This is a genomic window from Bacteroidia bacterium, from assembly GCA_041391665.1.
In the GTDB taxonomy this organism is placed as follows: domain Bacteria; phylum Bacteroidota; class Bacteroidia; order J057; family J057; genus JAGQVA01.
Genome location: JAWKNO010000003.1, coordinates 1,170,494 through 1,188,788 on the forward strand (window position 1 = coordinate 1,170,494; position 18,295 = coordinate 1,188,788).

At 45.4% G+C, this 18,295-nt stretch carries 17 protein-coding genes; 10 read left to right on the forward strand and 7 right to left on the reverse strand.

What is annotated here, in order from left to right; translation table 11 throughout:
- Positions 1-3: 3 nt before the first annotated feature.
- From R3D00_27560 to R3D00_27570, 3 genes are all read right to left on the reverse strand, one after another.
- Positions 4-1,446, reverse strand: a complete 1,443-nt coding sequence (locus R3D00_27560; protein ID MEZ4776963.1) for an MBOAT family O-acyltransferase — start codon at positions 1,444-1,446, stop codon at positions 4-6.
- 600 nt (positions 1,447-2,046) lie between these two features.
- The gene (locus tag R3D00_27565; GenBank protein ID MEZ4776964.1) at positions 2,047-3,315 is read right to left on the reverse strand and encodes a hypothetical protein; all 1,269 of its coding nucleotides are present in this window, start codon (positions 3,313-3,315) and stop codon (positions 2,047-2,049) included.
- Between the two features lie 9 nt (positions 3,316-3,324).
- Positions 3,325-4,272 carry an alkaline phosphatase gene (locus R3D00_27570; protein ID MEZ4776965.1) on the reverse strand — a complete coding sequence of 316 codons (948 nt, stop codon included), beginning with the start codon at positions 4,270-4,272 and terminating at the stop codon, positions 3,325-3,327.
- Between the two features lie 590 nt (positions 4,273-4,862).
- Between R3D00_27570 and R3D00_27575 the strand changes: the two genes are divergently transcribed.
- The 3 genes from R3D00_27575 to R3D00_27585 all read left to right on the forward strand — a co-directional run bounded on the left by R3D00_27575 (position 4,863) and on the right by R3D00_27585 (position 7,106).
- Entirely contained in the window at positions 4,863-5,456 is a 594-nt protein-coding gene (locus R3D00_27575; protein MEZ4776966.1) for a tetratricopeptide repeat protein, read from the forward strand.
- Between the two features lie 162 nt (positions 5,457-5,618).
- Positions 5,619-6,119 (forward strand): HEAT repeat domain-containing protein, encoded by a 501-nt coding sequence (locus R3D00_27580; GenBank protein ID MEZ4776967.1) that lies wholly within the window; start codon positions 5,619-5,621, stop codon positions 6,117-6,119.
- 141 nt (positions 6,120-6,260) lie between these two features.
- Positions 6,261-7,106, forward strand: coding sequence for a hypothetical protein (locus R3D00_27585; GenBank protein MEZ4776968.1), 846 nt, complete (start codon positions 6,261-6,263; stop codon positions 7,104-7,106).
- A gap of 224 nt (positions 7,107-7,330) precedes the next feature.
- Here the strand turns inward: R3D00_27585 and R3D00_27590 are convergent, their stop codons facing one another.
- Both R3D00_27590 and R3D00_27595 read right to left on the reverse strand, forming a co-directional pair.
- Positions 7,331-7,702 carry a VOC family protein gene (locus R3D00_27590; GenBank protein ID MEZ4776969.1) on the reverse strand — a complete coding sequence of 124 codons (372 nt, stop codon included), beginning with the start codon at positions 7,700-7,702 and terminating at the stop codon, positions 7,331-7,333.
- A 75-nt stretch (positions 7,703-7,777) separates the two neighbouring features.
- Positions 7,778-8,929, reverse strand: coding sequence for an amidohydrolase family protein (locus tag R3D00_27595; protein ID MEZ4776970.1), 1,152 nt, complete (start codon positions 8,927-8,929; stop codon positions 7,778-7,780).
- A gap of 376 nt (positions 8,930-9,305) precedes the next feature.
- Here R3D00_27595 and R3D00_27600 point away from each other — a divergent pair, with 376 nt between their 5' ends.
- Together R3D00_27600 and R3D00_27605 are read left to right on the forward strand one after the other, a co-directional pair.
- Entirely contained in the window at positions 9,306-10,301 is a 996-nt protein-coding gene (locus R3D00_27600; GenBank protein ID MEZ4776971.1) for a hypothetical protein, read from the forward strand.
- 31 nt (positions 10,302-10,332) lie between these two features.
- Positions 10,333-11,790, forward strand: a complete 1,458-nt coding sequence (locus R3D00_27605) for a T9SS type A sorting domain-containing protein (protein MEZ4776972.1) — start codon at positions 10,333-10,335, stop codon at positions 11,788-11,790.
- On the opposite strand, the gene R3D00_27610 is transcribed toward R3D00_27605, so the two are convergent.
- Positions 11,774-12,766 (reverse strand): GSCFA domain-containing protein, encoded by a 993-nt coding sequence (locus tag R3D00_27610; protein MEZ4776973.1) that lies wholly within the window; start codon positions 12,764-12,766, stop codon positions 11,774-11,776. The two genes, R3D00_27605 and R3D00_27610, sit on opposite strands and share 17 nt — an antisense overlap.
- Before the next feature lie 159 nt (positions 12,767-12,925).
- On the opposite strand from R3D00_27610, the gene R3D00_27615 reads away from it, so the two are divergent.
- Positions 12,926-13,603, forward strand: coding sequence for a carboxypeptidase-like regulatory domain-containing protein (locus R3D00_27615; protein MEZ4776974.1), 678 nt, complete (start codon positions 12,926-12,928; stop codon positions 13,601-13,603).
- A gap of 56 nt (positions 13,604-13,659) precedes the next feature.
- Positions 13,660-14,184 (forward strand): hypothetical protein, encoded by a 525-nt coding sequence (locus R3D00_27620; GenBank protein MEZ4776975.1) that lies wholly within the window; start codon positions 13,660-13,662, stop codon positions 14,182-14,184.
- On the opposite strand, the gene R3D00_27625 is transcribed toward R3D00_27620, so the two are convergent.
- The gene (locus R3D00_27625) at positions 14,135-15,271 is read right to left on the reverse strand and encodes a hypothetical protein (GenBank protein ID MEZ4776976.1); all 1,137 of its coding nucleotides are present in this window, start codon (positions 15,269-15,271) and stop codon (positions 14,135-14,137) included. The genes R3D00_27620 and R3D00_27625 overlap by 50 nt on opposite strands.
- 182 nt (positions 15,272-15,453) lie before the next feature.
- Between R3D00_27625 and R3D00_27630 the strand changes: the two genes are divergently transcribed.
- The 3 genes from R3D00_27630 to R3D00_27640 are packed head-to-tail and all read left to right on the forward strand — an operon-like array spanning position 15,454 to position 18,282.
- Positions 15,454-16,020: an adenylate kinase gene (locus tag R3D00_27630; GenBank protein ID MEZ4776977.1), complete on the forward strand. Its 567-nt coding sequence runs from the start codon at positions 15,454-15,456 to the stop codon at positions 16,018-16,020.
- A gap of 15 nt (positions 16,021-16,035) precedes the next feature.
- Positions 16,036-17,028: a GTPase ObgE gene (obgE, locus tag R3D00_27635; GenBank protein ID MEZ4776978.1), complete on the forward strand. Its 993-nt coding sequence runs from the start codon at positions 16,036-16,038 to the stop codon at positions 17,026-17,028.
- An 18-nt stretch (positions 17,029-17,046) separates the two neighbouring features.
- Complete coding sequence (locus R3D00_27640; protein ID MEZ4776979.1) at positions 17,047-18,282, forward strand: pitrilysin family protein; 1,236 nt, start codon at positions 17,047-17,049, stop codon at positions 18,280-18,282.
- Positions 18,283-18,295 lie beyond the last annotated feature (13 nt).

The window sequence follows — 18,295 nt, forward strand, 5'->3', positions numbered from 1 at the left end:
CTGTTAAAACTGAAAGTAAATAAACGCCCTGCGATCGTAATTGTAATACAACACCACAAAGGTCAATGCATAATACACCGACCAGCGAAGTACCGGATGCCAGTTCTCAATCTGTAACGGAAAAGTCTTTTTGTAATACATCTGCAACCATTCGACCCCGATAAACAGCACCATCCAGTACATATATTTGCGGTAGGCCATCGGCACGGTAAACAAACTCGCCGAAAACATGTGCGAAAGGTAGGAAATCGCTGTTTTTATATCCTTCGACATAAAAAACACCAGGGCAAACAGGTTCATCGCCCAGGTAATGCTCATCTCCAGTGCGGCTCTCAGCGTGCCTTTTACGGTAAAGGGAGGTTTGGTCAGCAGTACGGAGGTTTTGAGCTGGGGGAATAAAATATAGGGAATGTGGTACAATCCATGCAAAAATCCCCAAACCACGAAAGTCCAGTTGGCACCGTGCCACAACCCGCTGGCCGTGAAGGTGATCATATAGTTGCGGATTAGTGTCCATTTGCTGGTAACCATTTTTCCGCCGCTCAGAGAGAGAAACACATAATCTTTAAACCAGGAAGTCAGGGAAATATGCCACCGGCGCCAGAAGTCCATGATGTCGCGGGCGAAATACGGGTAGTTGAAATTGCGCATCAGGTCGAAGCCCATCAGCCGCGCGGTGCCTATCGCAATATCCGAATACCCCGAAAAGTCGCAGTAAAGCTGGAAAGCAAAGAAAAATACGGCCATTAAAAGAATAATCCCCGGATGAAGTTCGTGCCAGGCGGTGATTTCGTCCACTACAACGCCGAGTGTGTCGGCAATGACGACTTTTTTAAACAATCCCCACAAAATCTGGCGCAGTCCGTCTTTGGCGCGGTCAAATTCAAAGGTTCGCAATTTGCGAAACTGTGGTAAAAAGTTGGAGGCGCGCTCGATCGGCCCTGCGACGAGCTGGGGAAAAAAGCTGACAAACGCCAGAAATGCGACCAGGTCGCGTTCTGCGGCAAAACGTTTGCGGTAGATATCGAGCGTATAACTCAGTGTCTGGAAGGTATAAAAACTGATCCCTACAGGGAGAATAATCTGCAGCGTGCGGCTGCCTACTTCATAGCCCATCGAACGGAAAAGTTCGATAAATGAGTCAACAAAAAAGCCGTAATATTTGAATACGGCCAACAGCCCCAGATTGATAACGAGGCTGACATGCAACCACCTTTTGCGGGTTTTTATATCATCAGAATCATCGATTTTTTTTCCCGCTACATAATCCACCAGAGAACTGAGCATAATAAGACCGAGGAAACGCCAGTCCCACCAGCCGTAGAAAAAATAACTGGCAATCAGGATGAGAATATTTTGTAAACGAAGGTTTTTACTGGTGGCAAACCAGTAAAGACCAAAAACGAGCACATAAAAAAAGCCAAATTCAAGCGTATTGTACAGCATCTGACTGCAATCCTGATTAAATCAACGCAAATTGAAATATTTCCGGAGTTAAAAAACTTCCTGTTGCCCAAACAGGCAAATTCTTAACCTTAACGGCCAGCCAAGCTATTCAATTGCATAGAAAATACAAGGACATAATCACGGAGTTGCTGACGTTGTTCATGCAAAGGTATGCCCCACGCGATTTTTTGCGTCTTTGCGTGAACCGTCACGATGTTGATCGGAGATCATCCCCATGTTTTGGAACGCAGATTACGCAGAGTACCACGCATCTGCTAAGGCAGACAGGAATTAACGCAGATGCCTTTGCGTACTCTGCGTGAACCGTCACGATGTTGATCGGAGATCACCCCCTGTTTTGGAACGCAGATTAACGCAGATGCCTTTGCGAAACTCTGCGATTCCTTTGCGTACTCTGCGTGAACCGTCACGATGTTGATCGGAGATCACCCCCTGTTTTGGAACGCAGATTACGCAGAGTACCACGCATCTGCATGGGCAGACAGGAATTAACGCAGATGCCTTTGCGAAACTCTGCGATTCCTTTGCGTACTCTGCGTGAACCGTCACGATGTTGATCGGAGATCATGAGAAAAACCTTCACCTCGACCTGTACGGCCCAAACGTAGCCAGTACTTCGCGCTGTGCGGAGGCATCATTGAGCACAAATACCTGATAGGTTTCGCCTCCCGGCGCAACCCGCACCACAATATGCCCGTGACGGCTTTGATACGAATTTTCAATCCGGCTGCCGATAACGAGTTCGTTGGATTCGAGCATATCTGTCGAAAACACAGCTCTTTCTCCCGGATAAATCACCTTTGAAGTAATACGCCGCAATACATCATCACCGGGGTGATCTGACGACCAGGTCTGGCCGATCCATACGCGGGGGCGAAGGGTGCGCACATAAAAAGCGCTTTGAGAGTCGCGGTTTCCGTGGTGGTTGAGCGTAGCGACATCTACCGGTCCGATCACCGGGGCGACATTTGCTTCGAGGCTGTTGAAGTCGCCTTCTCCGATTGCATTTATTCCGGCAAGATCTCCTCCGGTAAAATAGTCAAATGCCCCATACGTGATGCGGATGGCATTGCTCAGCGGATTTTCACCGGGATACTGCCCCGGTTCAAACAAGCTGATAAATTGTTCATCCTCAAAGCCTGTCCATACCTGGCCGTTGGAGGAAATATTGCGCACATAAAATTCCGGCCACTTTTCCGGCTGGTGTTTCAATACAATCTGGCTGCGCGAACCGGGTTTTAGCTTTTCGTGAATCAGCCCGCTGTTTGCCTGATGATAATCAGAAAATTTCCAGTACTCGCGCAGGGTCTGGAGAATATGGTATTCGTCGCTTTCTGCGTTTTGGGCAAAAATCGGGTCTTTGAGGTTAATGGGAAAATCATATCCTCTGTCCAGAAGGGTGCGGATAGGAATCTGTTCTCCTACGCCCATGATTCCTGTAAGGGCATATCCGCCTTTGGGTGAAAGTTTACGGGTTTTGTCCCATTCCCCAAAATGATCATCGTGGTAATGGGTAATCAGCGCGTAGTCTATCACGGGCGGTTTTCCTTTGGGTGCAAACTGGCGGATATAATCTGCAATCCACTCAGGAGCCGTGTGGCTTCGGTCGGGTTTGAGGGTGCTGTTGCGCGGAGAAAGAGTACGCGGGTGTGTTTCGGAAATATCTCCGGCATCAACGACGAGCGTTGTCCCATCCGGAAAAACCAGATAAGCAGCATCTCCCCTTCCGGTGCTGATATGATGAATGTCCAGAAAACCTTCTTGCCAGGGAGGCAAAGAAGCCCCGGTTTGGGAAAAAAGACTGCCTGAAAAGATCAGCCCGGCCAGTAACCAGAAGATTCGGATCATGATGGGCTGTTATTTTGTATAATCTTCTACGGGATAATTGGCTGCGGGAACCTCAAATCCTTCAAAAGCACAACTCACCGGACGCCCGATCCAGGCATATGGGCGGATCAGGTTCAGTGCAAAAGCGACAGTTGCGGCATTGTCGTATTGGTAAACGGGAACCGGAATTTCATATCCTTTTTTGATTCCCTTGCCCCAGAGTATAAAGGGAATTTCCATTTCAGCCAGCGAATAACCGCCGTGGCCTTTATCGATTCCGCCGTGATCTGCACAAATTAATACCATGGTATTTTCAGCCATACCTGTTGATTGAATGGCGGCCAGCATATTGCCGATCAGGCTGTCGGCGCGCGCTACCGAGGTATAATATTCGGGGCTTCCGTGACCAAATTCGTGCCCGGCATGATCGACATGATCGAGGTGGATGAAGGCAAAAACGGGCTGTTTTTCGCGGATATAGTTGACGGCCAGATCTGTGGTGCCTGCTTCCGTGCTGTCGTGAGCATCGTAGTCCACCGCACTTTTTTCAAACAACCTGCCAAAGTCTCCCCAGTGGTAGATCGCACCAATTTCCGCGCCCGGAAGTTGTTTATTAACTTCACCGAATATGGTGGGGAAAATATCTTCCGTACCTTTTACCACCGGCGGGAGAATAAAATCGTCCCTTTTATAGCTATTGCTGTGAACCCCATGTTGTTCGACATCTGCACCCATGATCATCGAGGCCCAGTTTGAGCTGGAACTGCTCGGTGTTACAGAGCGGGCGTGCAGGCTGAAAGCACCTTCCTTCATCAGGAAGTCAAGGTTGGGCGTCTTTGCTTTGCGGATACCGTCGGGGCTTAGGCCGTCAACGCCGATCACAACTACGTGTTTTATGCCCACAGGCATCTCAGCCAGCGGTTGGGTGCAGGCAGCCAGAAGCAGCGCTGACAAAAGGATTGGGAAATAACGTTTCATGTTTTGAAAACTTAGTTTATTCGGGCAAATACCCCCGCTTTCATTATCTGAAAATTAAGGTAATGAAAAATCGAGTCTGTTCACAAGTTTGTTCACAGAGGTGTAGCAAGGAAGAGGACAAAACAAGTGCGCGCAAACCCAAATGTCGGTGTTGTCCGTCAGTTGCTTCTCCGAAGGAACTGCTCCTCATTAGCGCGAAAAATGTTTCTCCGTTGGAGGAAACCGGGCAGCGCGTTACTGCGCAAAACCTTGGGCAAACCAGAGGTGGTAGCCTGGAGGCCCGTTTCACCTCTTTTTTTCAGGTATTGCGCCTTAGCGCGCGTGAGGACAAATGCGCTAACCCCCAATAGCCAATAGCTAATAGCCAACAGCCAATAGCCAACAGCCAAGACCCCATGATTTTGGTTTGCGCCCGCATCAGCCTCTGACCTTTTTGTTTGAAGGCCAGTAGCTCCGCGTGACAGCCGGGATATATCCCTGCCAGATGTTTGTAAATCTGCGGGAAAGGGAAGATATTCGTAAGAGCCAATAAGAAAATAAACGCTAGGTGTAGCGTATATACGGAGCCCATTTTAAAAAGACGACACAGAATGACCGATATTTCAACACTTGAACGACTGACCAAAGAAAATCCACTTGACTATGGGTATTGGAACGACCTTGGAATTGAGTATAAAAAACAAGGACGACTAAGAGACTCTATCATTTCATATTTGAATGGAGTAAACGCAATTTTTCAGAACATTTATTTGCAACTGAAAAACACAAAAGACAATGAATTTTTCGGACTTGAAACTTTGGGAGAGAAAGCAAATCATAAATTTTGGTTGGACAGGACAATTGACTGTATTACAGCCTACGCCAAGACAGAAGGAATTTCAAGTATTCGTTTCCCAGACGGTCAAACAGCAATCAGGTTTTCAGACAAAGCAACATACGGTGGTCTTCTTTACTTTGACAAAGACAATGTGAGATATGTGCTTCCAAACTTCATTCACACTTTTGCAGACTGTTTGACTTGGAACAAGATTTATGCGACCTATCTAAATAACATTGGCGTTGCATATGCGGAAATGGGAAACAATGACAAGGCAAGAGAATATTTTAAAGAATCAATTGCATTTACACCATTTGGGACGGACTATCCAAATCCTGTAATCGGACTTAAAGAACTTGACGAATGACAAGAAAAACGGGCTATAACAGCACCTACCCAAAAGTGGCGGTTCAGTGGTTAAATCAAGTTTTGTGCTACTATCAAAGTTCGTGCTTGGTTGACAGTGAAGTGCTTCGAAATCGCCACCTTCGGGTAGCTGCAAACTGTTATAGGGCATTTAAAAATGACCATGTTTAAGAGAAAAAAATTGTCAGACATATATTCAGAATATCTTGTGACAAACGAAAATCTGTTTGAAAAACAAGATATGTTAGAAAAATTCTGGACAGGTAGTAAAACCTATAAAACTGAAAATTTACAATTTTTAGAAGCTGCGGTTACCGACAAGGACACACAAAAATTAAAGTTTTCTATTGCTATGGCTTTTCGAGATGGGCTGGACAAGGACTATTCCGACATTTTCTATAAGCTCATTCTTGAAACTTGGCACGAAGAACATGAAGACATTGTTGAAATAGTTTTCGACTTTAAAGAAGAAAGATATTGCGAAGCACTTTTAAAAATAGCCATGGAAGACAAGATTTACCGAAAGTTTGACGATGAAAACGAATCTACTTTAAGGAAATGTGTTAATGCATTGGTAGCTATAAACACAAAAAAATCAAAGGATATTCTTGAAAAATTAATCCTAACGAAAAACCCGAATGTTAGATATGCTCTTGAGACATAGAAATAAAAACACCCTATAACAGCACCTACCCAAAAGTGGCGGTTCAGTGCTCCGCATCAACATTTGTGGTTAATCAAAGTTTGGTTCTCCGCATCAACATTTGTGCTAAAAATCCCCACCTTCGCCAAGCCCGAAACCGTTATGCAACAGCTTAAAAGACAACGAAACACAAACAAACAAATGAATAAAATTCTAACATTGCTTTTTATCGGGTTGACAACTTTGGCCTATGGACAAAAATCAAAAGGACCCAATTTTGACATTGCGGACTTCAACAAGAAAATGGAAGTTGCTGAATGGTTGTATGAATATGATATGATTGCCTGGAAAACATCAGATAGCGTAATGACCCAAGACAAAAAAGAATTAGAAAGATTGGGCAGTGATTGGTTTTGCTTTCAAAAAGATGGCACCTGGCACGCTGTTTACGGTAAATATGAAAATAATCAATTTGACCTTGTTTTTCATTTTAAGATTGACAAAGGACAAGTAAGCAAAACAAATGAAACGGTTGACACTTTACTGCTTCACAAATATTCAAGAGCATTGCAAACGGCAAGTAAACAGATTAAAGCACTTAAAGACACCGTAAACCTGAGATTTAATCAGTACATAAAAGAGAATGACGACAAAACACTTTCTGTATGGATTTTACCAGCCTTCCAACCAAACAGTGTTGCCGTATATGGTGGTGAATTTATTTATACAATTGAAGAAACAGGTACTAAAGTGCTTAAAGACGACAGTTACTTTCAAGGAGAATTTCGTGGATTCAAAGTTGATAACCCAAGAGAAATTTGGATAAACTATCGTGAGACCGAAAAACCGACATTAGGAGCAGTCTTTTTTGCTTGGTATTACAAATCCTACTTTACAAAAATCGTTATTGACAACTCAAAAAGTATAAGCACACCATTTAAAGCAGATAACAGTTGGACTTGGATACACGCTGAAAAAGAACCCGAGAAAAGGAAGAAAAAGAAATGACAAAAACAGAAAGCCGCCCGAATAACAGCACCTACCCCAAAAATAGCGCTCCAATGGTTAAATCAAACTTTGTGTCCGCCTCTGGCGGATTTGTGCCTGACTGAAAGTGAATCGCGTTGAAATCCCCCAGAACGACATTTTATCGCACTTCGCCAAGCTACAAACCACACTTCCTTAAGCAAAAACCATAAAAGCAAAATAGCTTCGCCATTTTTACCGCAACATTAAGGCAATTGAAAATGAGGGTTGTAAATGATTCCAAACAGATTGCCCCAGGGATCTTTGGCCATCGCTGTGATAATCCCTCCACCGACTTCCGTGGGTTCTTCATAAACCGTAGCGCCCAATGACAACAGTTTTTCCCAATATTCTTCTACATTCTCTACTCCCCAATAGGTATTGACCCCTTCAGACTTTGTCTTGACGGCACCCTCTTCGGGGAGCAGCCCCAATTCGTAACCAGCAACATTAAACCCGATATAAAAAGGCTCATCAAAATAAGGGGCAAAACCCAAAAGATCGCTGTACCAGGCTTTGGCTTTTTCCATATCCGATACCCGGTAAATCGCCGTACGTAAACCCAGAAGTGGTGTCATATAACAGATATTTGTTTTAAAGCGATGAATACTTATCTCATAAATATAACCAGGAAATATGATTTTCGCTGTACTTCAATATAGTTTCTTTACAACGGCTCCGGGAAGTAGTTCAGCCTGAGTTTCCGCAATGCCCTCAATCAGATTGACGCCGGGGCAGGTACCTGGTATAAAGGCGCCCAAAACGCCTGATTTTCCCAATGCTGCAGCGCCATGGGTAGTCGCCCACCGCAATACCTCATGAAGCGAAATCTCCGGGCATTTTTCCTGAATCAGTTTCACCTCTTCAAACACATCTATACTTGCATTGCTGGCATAACTGTCTGTACCCAGGCAAATTCTGTCTGTATTATCCCTAAACATATCCAGATCGGGGAAAGAATTGTGAATGTAGAGATTGGAGCCCGGACAAAGGCAAAACCATGCCTGCGGGTAATTTTGGGCGATAGCTATCAGTTCCTGCTCTGTCATCTGGGTATTGTGAACCAATAGCATCGGCTGTGATTTTTTTACTTCAGAAAGCACATGCGCGATTGGGTCTTTAGCTTCAAATCCGGCAAATGGAATCCCCATCTTCTGATAAAACTCCCGAAATGGTCCTCCGTTTTCTGCAAATAGCTGCCTTTCTTCCTTGGATTCGAGCAAGTGGATTGACATTAACTGCGGGTTTTGGCCATATATCGCGCGGATTAAAGCCCGGGACATGGAATACGGCGCATGGGGAGACAGGGAATGTGCCAGACCGGCAAATTTTTCACTGAGTGCCAGCCCGTTGTTTAAAATTTCTGGCGCACGGGTATCGCCCAGACCGAGAAGTTCGATAAAACTGTAAGTGAAAAGGGGAGATGCTTTTTTGGGCAAAATGCTGATCCCTGTATTGCAAATATCACCGACGGCAATAGTTCCGCTCTGCCAAAGAAACCTCAGCGCATCTTCTACAGCCTGTATCTGCGTTTCTTCCGTAAAATCATTGCGTTTGCTGATTACCTGGCCGATAAACGCTGTCATGCCTGTTTGCCGGGGAATATGCCCCTTCAGCGCAGACAGCTCAAGGTGGCAGTGGGCATTGACAAAACCAGGCAGAAGGATCCCCTTACAGACCATCGGATGGTCTTCTACACTGATAGGACGCAGAGAAATAACCTCACCCTCCGGGGTGGTTTCCAGGCAATAATTTCTTAGCAACGCCTCAGGAGAATAGATATAATCAGCTGTGATAACCGGCATTCAGCGAAAGTACATAATTCAGACTTTTTTTTTTACGGGATCATGAAATTCTCTAGGAAATCGTGCGCGCATTTCCTACGTTTGATAGCGGATTTTTCTGCTTGCTGTTTCCCATTTACTTTCTCATTTACTGATTTTTTCTGTATTACTATCTCCGTTTCTTTCCCCCAAAAAGAAGCGATGATACGGTTATGTTCCACCTGAGATCAGGACTGGAGGGGTAATTCTATTTCTATTTTTTCACTTACAGCTACCAGCATTTTGTAGCCTGGGAATTCTATGCAAAAATTTTATTCAATCCATACAAACTTCTTTAACGTCTAAACCTATGTTAAACATTGTAAAACAATCAGTTCTGTTTTTCATCATTTGTTTGATGACACTATTGCCTTCAAAAGCTACCATTCTCACTGTTGACAACAATCCCAATGGTGGTGGGCAGTATACAAATATTACAGCAGCGATAACCGCATCCAGTGCAGGCGACACCATCTATGTTATTGGCTCGCAAGTATCTTATGGAACGATTACCATTGCCAAAAAGCTTACACTTATTGGAGCTGGGTATAATCCTTCCAATCAGTTTGGGCTCCGTTCGACTCTCGATTATGTCTATTTTTCAACCTCTGTTGCGCCCAATACTTCTTCTTCAGGGAGCAAGGTTATGGGGTTTGCTTCCTCAGGGTTTTATGGAAATGCAGCGAATGTGAACGATATCATTCTGGAAAGAAACAATGTCTATACCATTAACCTTACAACCAATAATAGCGGATGGATTATTCAGAACAATCTTATTGATTATATTTCCTTATCGAATAACTCCAACTGCCTCATCCGAAATAATATCATCAGAGCTCAGATAAGCACAACCAATCAGCCCAGTGTCCTGGTATCCAATAATATTTTTACCGGAGCACCTTCTGCTTCCAATGTATTTACAAGTGCCTCTCATCTGATCATCGTCAACAATATCTTCTACTACGGCAGAAGCCCGCAGGGTCCGACACTCTCCACATATAACAATAACATTGCTTATTTTACCCCCAATGACACGATGGTGATTGGAACCAATACCGGTAGTGGCAACCTCCTAAATGTGAATCCCCAATTTGTGAATGCACCAGCAGGAGCCTTCGACTTCGCTTATGATTATCAACTCAAGACCATTTCACCAGGGATCAATGCCGGAACAGATGGTACTGACATAGGGATTTACGGCAGCATTAACCCATTCCCGATAGGAGGTGTTGCGCCTTATATCACCAGTGCCATGCCGCCTGTGCCTCAGGTAATCGAACTGAATATATTCAATTCCAGCATTTCTCAGGGGGATTCACTACAGGTACATGTAAAGGCCAGAAAACAGGATTAACCCCACCTTTTTCTGTTCACTTACAATCTATATGAAAAATATTTATAGCATTCTTTTTCTGCTGCTGTTCACAGTAGCAGCCCGGGGACAGAGTATTAATGGCGGAGAATATTTCTTCGGCACTGACCCTGGAACTGGAAACGGAACGCCTATCGCGATTTCCGCTTCAGATACGGTTGATTTTTCCGTTACGATCCCCGCAACGGGTGTTTTACCGGGTTTTCATACCCTGCATGTGCGCACCCGCAATACCAACGGAAAATGGAGTCACTACGCGAGTCAGACATTTTTTGTGCAACCTGTGCAAAACCTGCTCCCTTCACCGCCGTTGGCGGCGCTGGAATATTTCTTCGATACAGACCCAGGGGCAGGCAATGGTTTTGCTGTAGCCGCACCTGTTGCTGCTACCCAGAATATTACCGTAACGCTCCCTGCCACAGGACTGAACCAGGGTTTCCATACCCTCAACTTCCGTAGCAAGGATACTGACGGTATTTGGGGGCTTTATGCCAGCCGGAGTTTTTACATCCAGGGTACAGGCAATACTGCGACGGCTTTCCTGAGTGAGTCTGAATTCTTTTTTGATACGGATCCTGGTGCCGGTAATGGAACACCCTTGCCGATTACCGTCTCCGATACAACCAGTTTTGCCTTTACAGCAGCCTCCACCGGGCTAAACACGGGCTTCCATACCCTCTTTATCCGTAAGCGAAATCTCGATGGGACATGGGGCCTGTTTGAAGGGCGAACCTTTTATGTACAGGGTGAAAAACAACCAGAACGGTCACTGGTAGAAATGGCCTGGTATTTTGACAATGACTCAGCATTTGCCACGGCCCACCGGATGCCGCTTGCTCCGACAGGTGATCTCGATGATTTATTCACCTTCTCCTCAGACAGCCTGCCAAATGGAGAACATGTGCTGTTTGTCCGCGTGAAAGATACCGCCGGAGTATGGAGCCTGCCGCGAAGAGATACATTCCTCGTCGGCGATTGTGGCCCGATTACTACCCCTTCGATCACCGCTATCGGCAACGACAGTCTTCGCGCCGATGTGCAAGGTGTCTCCTATCGCTGGTACAGAAACGGTACGCTGACCAACCTGACGGCAAAAACCATCAAGGCACCGGCATCGGGGATATATGAAGTGGAAGTGCTCACCTCTCAATCTTGCGTGTCAGACAAGTCGGCACAGTTTGAGTACTGGCTGACAGGGTTGGATGATCCGGGCGCAGAGTTGCACGCAGAAGTATTCCCCAATCCATTTTCATCGACCTTAAATCTGTTGGCGCACGACAGAAGTTTTACTTCCATGAAAATTTTTGATGTAACGGGAAGAGAAGCCGGGCACAAATTGCTCGATCTAAGGGCAGGTGAAAAAGAAACGATAGATATGTCTTTCCTCCCTGCGGGTGTCTATACGCTGATTTTATCCAACGAACGGCAAGGCTTTCAGTCTGTATTCCGTGTGATCAGGGCAAATCAGTAAGGGTTTCCAGCCTGGTTCTTATTTTGCGAATCTCCTCTGTACAATCCAGTGTTGTATGGAGGAGATTCAGTTTTGAAGCCAGACCTTCCAAAAAGTGACGGTATTCGGGAGAATGAGAATTCATGGGTCGGTGGGCCATTTCCCGCTGAATTTTTTCAAGTGTGTGCAGGGTTTCCTTCGCCTGAAGAGACAGCGCAGATTGGGTAAACTTCTCCCAGATATATGATTCGGCAAATTGCGAAGGGTGGATGAGATCGTCTCCGTAAAAACGATAATCGCGCAAGTCGTCGGTCATGATTTCGTAGGCAGGGAAATAGTAGATATTCTCAAATGCCTGGGTTAGTTGATGGCATACCAGCCGGAGCGTGGCTTTGCTCACCGCGTTGAGCGAAAGGCCCTCTTTGGTATGACGCACAGGGCTTACCGTCAGCAATATTTTTATACCCGGATTCACCTGCAAAAGTACGCGAAGAAACTGATAAAAGGCATCCGTAACAGCCGCAGGAGACAGCAGGTCTTTGGTAAATTGATTTGCAGGATATTTGTGGCAGTTGGCAACAATTTCCCCCGAGCTTTTTTCCCGATATACCCAGGCGGTACCGAAAGTGAGAATCAGGTGGCTGGCCCTGCGAAGTTGTTCTCCCGTCGTGTCAAATGCCTGTTTGACCTGTGTCTCAAACACTTCTTTTTCAGGATGATTAAACCGGCTGTGAAGGTGAAACGAATGCCAGCTGTGAAGGTGTGGGGCGAACAGAAATTTTGGCTCAGATTCATTTTCGACAGCCATTTGCAGCGACCGGCACAAGGATACAGGATTATAAATAATACCCAGCGGATTGATCACAACCGAAAATTTTTTCTCCGCCATCCGCTGCCCTATCCGGTCGGCAAAACACGAACCAATGCTCAACAGCCTCGATTCATAATCAATGGCAGACCTTAGCGGGGGAATCGTTATTTCTGTGCGGAAATTCATTGTGCAACCTTTTATAGCAATAATTCATCTCAGAAAAAGGGAATTAAGGCAAAGTTTGATAAAATTATATGTAAACAGATTTTGTATTCCAGAACATTTTTCTTGAAATCAGGTATTATTATAAATGCCGGTATTCTATAATATTCTTATCTTTACTATATGAGCATCCGACAAATATTTTTTTCCCTCCTGATCGTTTTGCCTGCACTTATGATGGGTCAAAATACCAATCCCAACATTTTGCAGATTTCAGGAATGATTATCAGCAAAACGACCAGCGAGCCGATTCCCTATGTAAAGGTACAAATTAATCATACCCGGAACGGGGCGATTAGCAATTCGGAAGGGTTCTACAGCATTCCTGTCGGGCTGGGAGATACGCTGTATTTCACCCACATCGGTTACCATGACAGTAAGCTTATTGTCCGCGATTATATGGAGACCTATAAAGGCGACAAAAGCCAGTATATTTATGTAGTCAACTATCTGCTCGAAGATGAATACTACCTCCCGGATGTAAATATTTTCCCTTATGACACCCCCGAAGAGCTTCGCACCGCTGTCATCAATATGGACATCCTCCAAAACTCTATGGATCAGATCGCCAGAGAAAATCTTGACCCCAATACCCTCCACGCGATCATGGAAACGTTGCCCATCGATGGTGGTGAAAGGCTGATGGTCGCAAGGCAGATGTACTATGATTATTATCAGAACAAAAATCTGCTGCCTACTGCCGCCATTGATCCGATCACCGCTACCCGGTTGCTTCAGTATATCGTACAAAAATCCCAGAAGCGCAAAAACAAAGACCTGAATTACTGGGAAAATGAATAGTTAAAGGTCATATTTCCACATTTGCCTCCGACTAATGAGGGAAATATGTGTCAATCATGAATACCTTGCTATTAGTTTTTCCAAAGATCTTACTTATTGCTCTGCTCCTCCACCGATATCCTGCACCATCGGTACAATCAGGTTCTGTAGATTTTTCTACTGAAGAAAAGGAAGCAATCATCCTGCTTTCGGAATCGCTTTATCTGCAAATTCCGGATGATTTGCAGTTTGCCATTCATCCCCAAATGCAACATCAGGAAGACATGGCACAGCTGTCGGCATTATTTCTGATAGAGAAAGATTTATTGAAAACACTTTCCAGAAAAATTCACCGGTCACAGGAAGAGTGGAACTATCTCCTTCGCCGTATGGATGAAACCTACGGTGAGATCAACCGGCTCATGGCGGTCATTTATCCCCCATCATCTGTCGAATCCTGTGAAAACGCATTTGATAGTTGCTTACATCAGTCCAGGGCCTATTACTGCGCCTGTACCTGGGAAGGCATCGCATGCAAGCTCGACCTCTGTCTTACTGGTTTGCCACAAACCGATCGGCAAGTATCCGCTCTTTCTCGTTGAGTTGTTCGTAGATTTTTGGGAAATAAGGCTCATCCACAAAAAACCGAATGATGGCGGGATCGCCAAAATTGATGTCCCGGCTGCGGAGTATATTGAGCATCATCGGAATCCAGTTGAACTCGTGGTATAAGGGCTCAACGGTAATGATAGTCTGATTCCCGGAAGGCGTAATATAAACGGGTTCCCGGTCATTTTTGGGGAAAAATGAAGTCTGGGTAGCCGATACAGGATTTTGAGAATCGGAAACACTGACTGTATAGGATCCTTTGTTTTCCTGCAGGCGTTCCGATTCTGTCTTCGCTACAAACTGGATGGACTCGACAAACATTTTCTGAAGGAAAACCTTAAATGCCACAACATTCTGGTCGTACTGTTCACCTGTAGCATAAAATACCGGGCGATCAACATCCTCGACAAAAACAGTTCCCCCGGCATCGAGGTACCATCCCCGGAGGATCTTTTCATCCAGACGAATTCGCAGCGGCGTGCGGTATTTCCTCACCAGCATTTCTTCATAACTCGATACGGAAAGAGAATTGGAGAAATCCCGCTTTTCCAGCCAGTCAGAATAAAACTCTACCACATGATTTTGGCGGTCGTATTTTCCGTGGCGAAGCAGAATATGGCGGAGGAAAACCTTTTCAAATGGCTCCATATTTTTCCGGGCAAGGTTTTGATCGACAAACTCCACAAAATCGGGTGCGGCATCCTGATTACCCAGAAGAATAATTTTTTCGAATATTTCACTCAATGCATTGTTGATCGGGTCGACACGGTCCAGCATCCCCTCCTCCTTGTTGAGATGAAATACCTGATTGCGGTAGGTGCGGAGCAGACAGTGATTTTTGAAAAATGTAATATTTCCCAGTTCGCCGAAAGTAAGTTTCAGGCTTCCCTCCTCTTCCGAATACCGGCCTTTAAGTTCCGAATAGGCCGCCAACCGGAACAAGTTGTCAGAAGAAATTGCGTAAGAGTGAAAAAACTCGCCAATCAATGCTTCCCAAGAACCTTTGGGAGAAGGAGATTGAGCAAATCCAAAACAGGAAAGTACCAGCAAGGTAACAAGAACGCCCGTTTTTCGCCACATATCGTGCACTTATTGATAGGGATTCAATTATTTATTCCGAATATAAAAAAAGCTGCAGTTTCAGAATTTTCCAATCCTAATTTGAAAAGGATATAACACAAAAATCATTTCTATCCCGGCAGATAATGTGTATTTTTGCATTCTGTTTTCCAATGGGATAAAACTAATATAGAACAATTCTCATGCTAAACCTCGTTTTATTTGGCCCTCCCGGTGCCGGAAAAGGTACCCAGTCAACAAAAATTATCGAAGATTTTGGTCTTACCCACCTTTCTACGGGTGACATGCTTCGTGCAGAACTCAGCTCCGGCTCAGCGCTTGGGCAGAAGGTAAAAAGTATTATGGATGCCGGCCAACTGGTCAGCGATGAAATCGTCATTGAGCTCATCCGCAAACGCCTTACACCCGATGCCAAAGGCTTTATTTTTGACGGGTTTCCCCGCACCGTGGCGCAGGCTGAAGCATTGGACAGCCTCATGACTGAAAACCAGATTTCGATCAGCTGTATGATCAGCCTGATTGTCGCGGAAGAAGAGCTTGTAACCCGCCTTGTAAAACGCGGACTTGAAAGTGGAAGATCTGATGACAATGAGGAGACCATTAGAAAAAGAATTACTGAATATTATCAAAAAACCCTTCCGGTTGCCTCCTATTATGCAGCGCAGAATAAGCTCAATGAAATAGACGGCGTGGGCGAAATTGATGAGATTGCCTCAACCATTCATGAAGTGTTAATACAACACGCCTGATTTTCAACATATACTATGCAATCTCAATTTGTAGATCATGTAAGAATCTATTTTACCAGCGGAAGCGGTGGTAATGGCGCGGTCTCCTGGCGGCGTGAAAAACACGTGCCCAAGGGCGGCCCCGATGGTGGCGATGGGGGAAAAGGGGGGAGTGTAATCCTCAAAGGAAATACCCAGCTGTGGACGCTGCTCGACCTGAAATACCGGAAATTTATCAAAGCCCAGCCCGGCCAGAATGGCTCTGGAGGATGTAAAACCGGAAAAGACGGGAAAGATGAAATCCTTGAAGTTCCTCTTGGCACTGTCATTACGAATGCCGAAACCGGGGAGCGCATTGGCGAGATTGTTACAGATGGAGAAGAACTGGTTATCCTCGAAGGCGGCCATGGAGGCCGGGGTAACTATCAGTTTAAATCTGCCACCCATCAGGCGCCCGATTTTGCGACGCCTGGCGGCGACCCGCAGGAACTTACTGCCATCATTGAGCTGAAAATGCTCGCCGACGTGGGTCTGGTAGGGTTTCCCAATGCAGGCAAATCCACGCTTCTTTCAGTACTCAGTGAAGCAAAACCCAAAATTGGTGACTATGCCTTCACTACACTGGTTCCCAATCTGGGAATTGTGCGCTACCGGGGACATCAATCGTTTGTGATGGCCGATATTCCCGGGATCATAGAAGGGGCACATGCCGGCAAAGGGCTTGGTACGCATTTCCTCAGACATATTGAAAGAAATAGTGTACTGCTTTTTATGGTTCCGGTAGATGCGGAAGATATCCGTAAAGAATATAATATCCTGCTTCAGGAACTGGAGCTATACAACCCACACCTGCTGGATACGCCCCGCCTGATAGCATTGACAAAAAGCGATATGATCGATGATGAGCTTGAAGCAGAAATAGCCGCACAACTCACCGATCTGCCTTGTGTATTCATATCCGCCATTGCCAACAAAGGCCTCATGCCCCTCAAAGACCGGTTGTGGAAATTGTTGAATTCTTCTGATTGATTGACTAAAGAAACCATTATGCTGAAAATTCAATATCAGACATTTCATCTGGACAATGGACTGAAAATCCTCATACATGAAGATCACTCCATTCCTAAAGCAGTGGTAGATATCCTCTATCATGTAGGTTCAAAAGATGAAAATGAACACCGCACGGGGTTTGCCCATTTGTTTGAGCATCTGATGTTTGAAGGAAGTAAACATATCCCACATTACGATACGCCGTTACAGCGGGTCGGTGGAGAGAACAATGCATTTACCACTCCTGACATCACCAACTATTACCTCAGTCTCCCTTCCAATCAGTTGGAAACAGCTTTCTGGCTGGAGTCTGACCGTATGCTGGAACTTGCATTTTCTCAGGAAAAACTCAACATCCAAAAAAGTGTAGTGATTGAAGAATTCAAGCAGCGGTATCTCAATCAACCTTATGGAGATGCGCATCTGAAACTTCGGGCCCTGCATTATCAGACACATCCCTACCACTGGCCTACGATAGGGAAAGAAATATCGCATATCGAAGAAGCTTCCCTTCAGGAGGTGAAAGACTTTTTTTACGGTTATTATGCGCCCAACAATGCCACGATGATCGTTGCCGGAGACGTAAATCCAGCACAGGTAATGGAAATGGCTGACAAATGGTTTGGCAATATACCGCGCCGCCAGCTTAGTAAACACGCACTGCCCCAGGAACCCGCACAAACGGAGGCCCGAAGTATGACCATTACCGGAGAGGTGCCTTTCCCCGCTGTGTATAAAATGTACCATATCCCGGCATATACTGACACGGAATACTACGTCGCTGATATCCTTACTGACCTGCTTTCCAACGGAAAAAGCGGATTGCTGTTTCAGCACATGGTAAAGGAGTTGCGCGTTTCCCCTCAGGCAAGCGCATTCTCCTGGGGACTCCATGATCCGGGTACCATATCCATTGACGGGCGAATTGCAGAAGGAAAAACCCTCGAAGCTTATGAAGCCGGACTGGATGAAACGCTGAATATGCTTCAGACACTGAAGGAGATTGATCTGGAAAGAATCAAAAGCAAACTGGAAGCCTCCTTTATCATGCAGAAAACCACGATCCTTAATAAGGCGATGGGGCTGGCTATGTCTGATTCACTCGGCGATCCAGACCTGATCAATACGACCCCTGATATCTATCACAATATCACCCTTGAACAGGTAAAATCTGCGGCTTTGCGTTATCTGTCGCCAGAAAATTGTTCGACGCTTTATTATCTGCCCAAATAACCCGAAACCCACA